The following is a 5,434-nucleotide window of genomic DNA, read 5'->3' as shown; positions in this document are numbered from 1 at the left end:
ACGCCGACGTCGCCGTCGTGCTGGCCGACGGCCTGTCGCCGCGGGCGGTCGCCGAGCACGGTGTCGCGCTCGTGACGGCCCTCGTCGACGCGCTCGGCACGGGGCTGCGCGTCGACGCACCGGTCGTCGCCACGCAGGCCCGGGTCGCACTCGGCGACCACGTCGGCGCCGCGCTCGGGGTGCAGACGCTGCTCGTCGTCATCGGCGAGCGCCCGGGCCTGTCGGTCGCCGACAGCCTCGGGGTCTACCTGACGCACGACCCTCGTCCGGGGCGGACCGACGCCGAGCGCAACTGCATCTCCAACATCCATCCGCCCGACGGCCTGGGCTACGCGGCGGCGGCGCGGGTGGCCGCCGCGCTGGTCGACGGCTCACGACGCCTGGGCCGCTCGGGGGTCGCGCTCAAGGACTCCTCGGCCCTCGACGACGCGACGGCAGAGGCGTTGGACACCGGACCGTGAGGTCCGTCCCGTCCCACTAGGGTGCACGCGTGGCCGTCCTCCTCTCCCTGCTCTCCGCCCTGTCGTACGGGGTCTCCGACTTCCTCGGCGGACTCTTCTCCAAGCGCTCGGGCCCGTGGCAGACGGCCGTGGTCGGCCAGACGTCGTCGACGGTCTGCACCGTCGCCGTGGCGCTCTTCATCGCCGGCGACCCGGTCGGGGCCGACTGGGTGTGGGGCGTCGTCGGCGGGGCCGGGTCGGGCGTCGGTGCCGCGTTCCTCTACCGCGGGCTCGCCGGCGGGCGGATGAGCGTCGTCGCCCCCTTGTCGGCCGTCGTGTGCGCACTGCTCCCCGTGGCCGTCGGACTCGTCACCGGCGACCGGCCGAGCGCCCTGGCCCTCGCGGGGATCGTCGTCGCGTTCCCGGCCATCGCGCTCGTGTCCCGGGTCGTCGAGGAGGACGCCGCGGCGCAGGCCGCGCACCGCGGCGGGGTGGTCGACGGCATCCTCGCGGGGCTCGGGTTCGGCGTGCTGTTCGTCGCCCTGGGCCAGGTGCGTGACGACGCGGGCCTGTGGCCGCTGGCCGTCGCACAGGGCGCCGCCGCCCTCGTCGTCGTGCTGCTGGCCGTGGCGCTGCGCGAGGCGTGGGTGCCCCGCGACCGGCTCGCGTGGCGCGCCGTGGTCATGGGACCGCTGGGCGCCACCGCGACCACGGCGTTCCTGCTGGCGACCCGCGAGGGCCTGCTGTCGGTGGTGTCGGTGATCTCCTCGCTCTACCCGGCCACCACCGTCCTGCTCGCGACGCTCGTGCTCAAGGAGCGCATCCAGGCCTGGCAGGGCGTCGGGCTCGCGCTGGCCGCGTCGGCCGTGACGCTCGTGGCCCTGGGCTGACGGCCCTGGGCTGATGGCACTGGGCTGACGGCACTGGGCTGACCACACTGGGCCGAGCAGCCGTCGAGCGGGCTACTTGAGGAACTTGCTCGTCGAGCGGTCCTTCAGCGGCTTCCCGCCCGTCTGGCACGTCGGGCAGTACTGCAGCGAGGAGTCGGCGAAGACCACCTCGGCGACCGTGTCGCCGCACACGGGGCAGACCTCGCCCGCGCGGCCGTGCACCCGCATCCGCGAGCGCTTGCCGTCCTTCAGCTCCGACGCGGGCTTGCCGTGCGCCTCGGCCATCGCCTCGCCCAGGACGGTGCGGATCGCCACGTCGAGCCGCTCGACCTGCTCGGCGTCGAGCTCGGACGCCAGCGCGAATGGCGACAGCCGGGCCGCGTGCAGGATCTCGTCGCTGTAGGCGTTGCCGATGCCGGCGACGATCTTCTGGTCGCGCAGGAACCGCTTGACCTGCATGCGTCGGCCGTCGAGCAGCGGGGCCACGGTGAAGCCGTCGACCATCGGGTCCGGACCGAGCGCCGCGATCCCCTCGACGTCCTGCGGGTCGCGCACGACGTAGACGGCCAGGCCCTTGCGCGTCCCGGCCTCCGTCAGGTCGAACCCGACGTGCGGGCCGTCGCCGTGGTCGAGCCGGACCCGCGCGGCGAGCGGGCCGTTGCCCATCTTCAGCCGCTTGTCGGTGAGCTGGTCCGACCAGCGCAGCCAGCCGGCCTTCGCGAGGTGCACGACGAGGTGCAGGCCGTCGACGTCGAGGTCGAGGAACTTGCCGTGGCGCCGCACGTCGGTGACCTGCAGACCCGCCAACGACGACACCGGCGGGTCGTAGGTCTTGAGCACGGCGAACGACGCCAGCTCGACGTCGGCCACGACGGCACCCACGGCGCGCTCGCGCAGGAACGCGGCGAGCGCGTCGACCTCCGGCATCTCGGGCATGTCACGAGCGTAGTCCGAGACGCCCCCGCACGTCAGGGCGTGTCGTGGCGGGCGTAGAAGCCCTCCATCGCCGGCCAGGTGGTGCGGCGGGCCGCGCGGCCGGTGAGCACCCCGAGGTGGCCTCCGGGGGCCTGGACGAGCTGGACGTCCGGCGCGCCCCTCAGCAGGTCGACGAGGTGGCTCACCGCCCCGACCGGCGCGAGGGTGTCGTCGAGCCCGGCCACCACGAGCACGGGCACGTCGATGTCGGCCAGCCGCAGCTCTCGTCCGCCGAGCTCCACCACGCCCGTCGCGAGCGCGTTGCTGCGCACGACGACGTGGTACAGCTGGCCGAAGGTGCGTCCCGGGTAGGCGTACATGTTGTCGGTGAAGCGGTCGACGGCCTCCAGCTGCGCGAGGAAGTCGCGGTCGTCGGCGTGGGCAAGGATCGCCAGCGGCTTGGTGAGGTACTTGTCGAGCGCCGAGATCTGGAACCCGAGCCGGGTGAGCGGCGCGGGGACGCCGCCGAGGGTCCGGTACGCGGCGCTCACCAGCCCGCTCGCCACGGCGTTGACCGGGCGGGTGATCGCGATCAGCGGCACCTGCGTCAGGTCGAACGGCGACGCGACGGCCGTCGCCGACGCGAGCGGGAGCGTCGGGTCGGACGCCGCGGTGAAGATCGTGAAGATGCCGCCCAGGGACCAGCCGGCCAGGTGCACGGGCCGCTCCCCGGCGTCGTCGTGCACGTGCCGGACGGCCTGCGGGACCACCCGCCCGGTCCAGTGCTCGATGCCGAGGTCGCGGTGCTCGAAGCTCACCGGCCCGTAGTCGACGAGGTACACCGGCCGTCCCTGCTGCACGAAGTACTCGACCACGCTGCACCCGCGGCGCAGGTCGAAGGCGAGCGCGGGCGCCGCGAGCGGCGGCACGAGCAGCAGCGGGTCGCCGTGCTGCTCCGTGCCCGGGTACGGGTCGTACCGGAACAGGCTCGCGTGCTCGGTGACCTTGACCAGCGTGCGCGGCGTCGTCCGCAGGTCGGCGATCCGCCGCCCCTGCACCACGTCGCGCAGGTTCCCGACCGCAGCGCCCAGGTCGTGCGGGACGTGCGGTCGCGGGACGAGCGGGAGGGGCATGGTTCCGGATGATGCCAGACGCGCGCTCCCCCCGCCGGGCTGGCGGGGTGGGGGTGCTGCGCCGCTGTGGGGGTCTCGTCCTGCTGGTGCGCTGGCTGCGGGGGGCGTGATCGTGCTGGTGCGCTGCCGCAGGGAGTTCCGTCCTGCTGCTGCGCAGCCTGCGGTCGTCGTGATGTTGCCGGTGCGCTGCCTCGGCTTGCGCTGGGGATGGTCTCCAAAAGGGCCTCGACCGGCAGCGGGTCACAGCCGGCTCCGGGTCTCGGGGTCTGGCTGAGCCCGCCCTCGACGCAAGATTCTTCGTCTCTGCGTTCTTGACGCACCGTTCTGCGTTGGCGCGTCCTATCGGTGGATCTGCAACCGCAGGAGGCGTTCTGCGGTTGAAGATCCACCGATGGTGGGCTGTCGGCGCGAAAGTCTCTGCGTTGGCGCGCGGAGATCGAACGCTTTTGCGTTCACGACGGGATCCCGTGACAAACGCAGAAGCCTTGGGCCCTCCGACACACGAACGCAGAAACGTGCGTCCACCCCAGCACCAACCCGCAGCCCGAGACCCCGGACCAGCGCTACCGCCAACCGCCCGGTCGAGGCCCCTTGCGGAGACCACCCCCAGCGAAGGCCGAGGCAGCGCAGCAGCAACCCCAGACTCCCTGCGGCAGCGCACCAGCAAGGTCACGGCGACCGCAGGCAGCGCCTCACCCGAACGTCAGCACCAGCAACGACACGTTCAGCGCGATGACGACGGCGGCGACCGCGCAGGCGGCAGTGGTGGTGGCGGGGCGGTTCACGTGCTCGCCCATCACGGCGCGGTCGGCGGTGAGGCGGACGAGCGGGACGAGCGCGAACGGGATGCCGAGCGACAGCACCACCTGCGAGACGACGAGGGCGCGGCTCGGCTCGACCCCGAGCGCGAGGACGACGAGGGCCGGCACCACCGTGACCACGCGGCGCACCAGCAGGGGCACGCGGACGCCCAGCAGGCCGTGCATCACCTCGGCGCCGGCGGCCGCTCCCACCGCCGTCGAGGCCAGCCCCGACCCGAGCAGCGCCACCGCGAAGAGCAGCGCCACGCCCGCGCCGAGCTCCGACGTCACGAGCGCGTGCACACCGGTCAACGTGTCGGTCCCCGGAAGACCCTGCAGACCGGCGGCGGCCACGAGCAGCAGCGAGAGGTTCAGCATCCCGGCGAGCGCCAGCGCGAGCACGACGTCGGTGCGGGTGGCGCTGAGCAGGTCGCGCACCGACGAGCCGCGACCCCGCCCGCCGAGCCGGCCCGACGTCAGGCCCGAGTGGAGGTAGATGACGTGCGGCATCACGGTGGCCCCGATGATGCCCGACGCGAGCAGCACGCTCTCCGCCCCGTCGAACGACGGCACGAGGCCACCGGCCACGTCGCCCGCCGTCGGCGGGTTCACCACCAGTCCGGCCACGAAGCCGACGGCGATCAGCGCCAGGAAGCCCAGGATCGTGCGCTCGAGGGCGCCCTGACCGCGGACGTCGCCGATGCGCAGCACCAGCAGCGACACGGCCGCGGTCACGACGGCCCCGAGGACGAGGGGCAGGTCGAACAGCAGCGACAGCGCGATCGCCCCGCCGACGACCTCCGCGAGGTCGGTGGCCACGGCCACGGCCTCCGCCTGCAGCCAGAACGCGATCCTCGGCCCACGGCGCAGCCTGCCGCCGAGGTGCGACGCCAACGACGTGCGGGTCACGAGGCCGAGCTTCGCGGACAGGTACTGGACGAGCACGGCCATGACGTTGGCGAGCACCACCACCCACACCAGCGCGTAGCCGAACCTGGCGCCCGCGGTCACGTTCGTGGCGACGTTGCCCGGGTCGACGTAGGCGACGGCGGCGACGAAGGCCGGTCCGAGGAGGACGGCGCGGCGGCGCAACGACGTCGGCCCGAGCATCCCCGCAGCGTAGCCGTGGTGATGCTCGGGCCGCTCGGACGACGAGGTCCGGTCGATCAGGTCAGGCGACGGGACGCGCCTGGCCGCCGCCGCTGCGACGACGGTTGCGGTTGCGGTTGCCGCCCTGTCCGGCGGGGCGACCCTGC

5 protein-coding genes are annotated in these 5,434 nt (G+C 73.7%); 2 read left to right on the top strand and 3 right to left on the bottom strand.

Going from position 1 to position 5,434, the window contains the following annotated elements; genetic code table 11:
- On the top strand, positions 1-461 hold a 461-nt coding region (locus NH339_RS17095; protein ID WP_253027210.1), incomplete at its 5' end, for an ethanolamine ammonia-lyase light chain EutC.
- 29 nt (positions 462-490) lie between these two features.
- Complete coding sequence (locus NH339_RS17090; RefSeq protein WP_253027209.1) at positions 491-1,330, top strand: EamA family transporter; 840 nt, start codon at positions 491-493, stop codon at positions 1,328-1,330.
- Positions 1,331-1,402: 72 nt separating this feature from the next.
- On the opposite strand, the gene NH339_RS17085 is transcribed toward NH339_RS17090, so the two are convergent.
- From NH339_RS17085 to NH339_RS17075, 3 genes are all read right to left on the bottom strand, one after another.
- Positions 1,403-2,266, bottom strand: a complete 864-nt coding sequence (locus tag NH339_RS17085; protein ID WP_253027208.1) for an Fpg/Nei family DNA glycosylase — start codon at positions 2,264-2,266, stop codon at positions 1,403-1,405.
- A 32-nt stretch (positions 2,267-2,298) separates the two neighbouring features.
- The gene (locus tag NH339_RS17080) at positions 2,299-3,378 is read right to left on the bottom strand and encodes an alpha/beta hydrolase (RefSeq protein ID WP_253027207.1); all 1,080 of its coding nucleotides are present in this window, start codon (positions 3,376-3,378) and stop codon (positions 2,299-2,301) included.
- A gap of 692 nt (positions 3,379-4,070) precedes the next feature.
- Positions 4,071-5,288: an Nramp family divalent metal transporter gene (locus NH339_RS17075; protein ID WP_253027206.1), complete on the bottom strand. Its 1,218-nt coding sequence runs from the start codon at positions 5,286-5,288 to the stop codon at positions 4,071-4,073.
- Positions 5,289-5,434: the final 146 nt, after the last annotated feature.

This window comes from Aeromicrobium sp. CnD17-E, from assembly GCF_024124745.1.
Taxonomy (GTDB): domain Bacteria; phylum Actinomycetota; class Actinomycetes; order Propionibacteriales; family Nocardioidaceae; genus Aeromicrobium.
The sequence above is the reverse complement of the archived record's forward strand: the minus strand, read 5'-3'. Positions and strand labels throughout refer to the sequence as shown.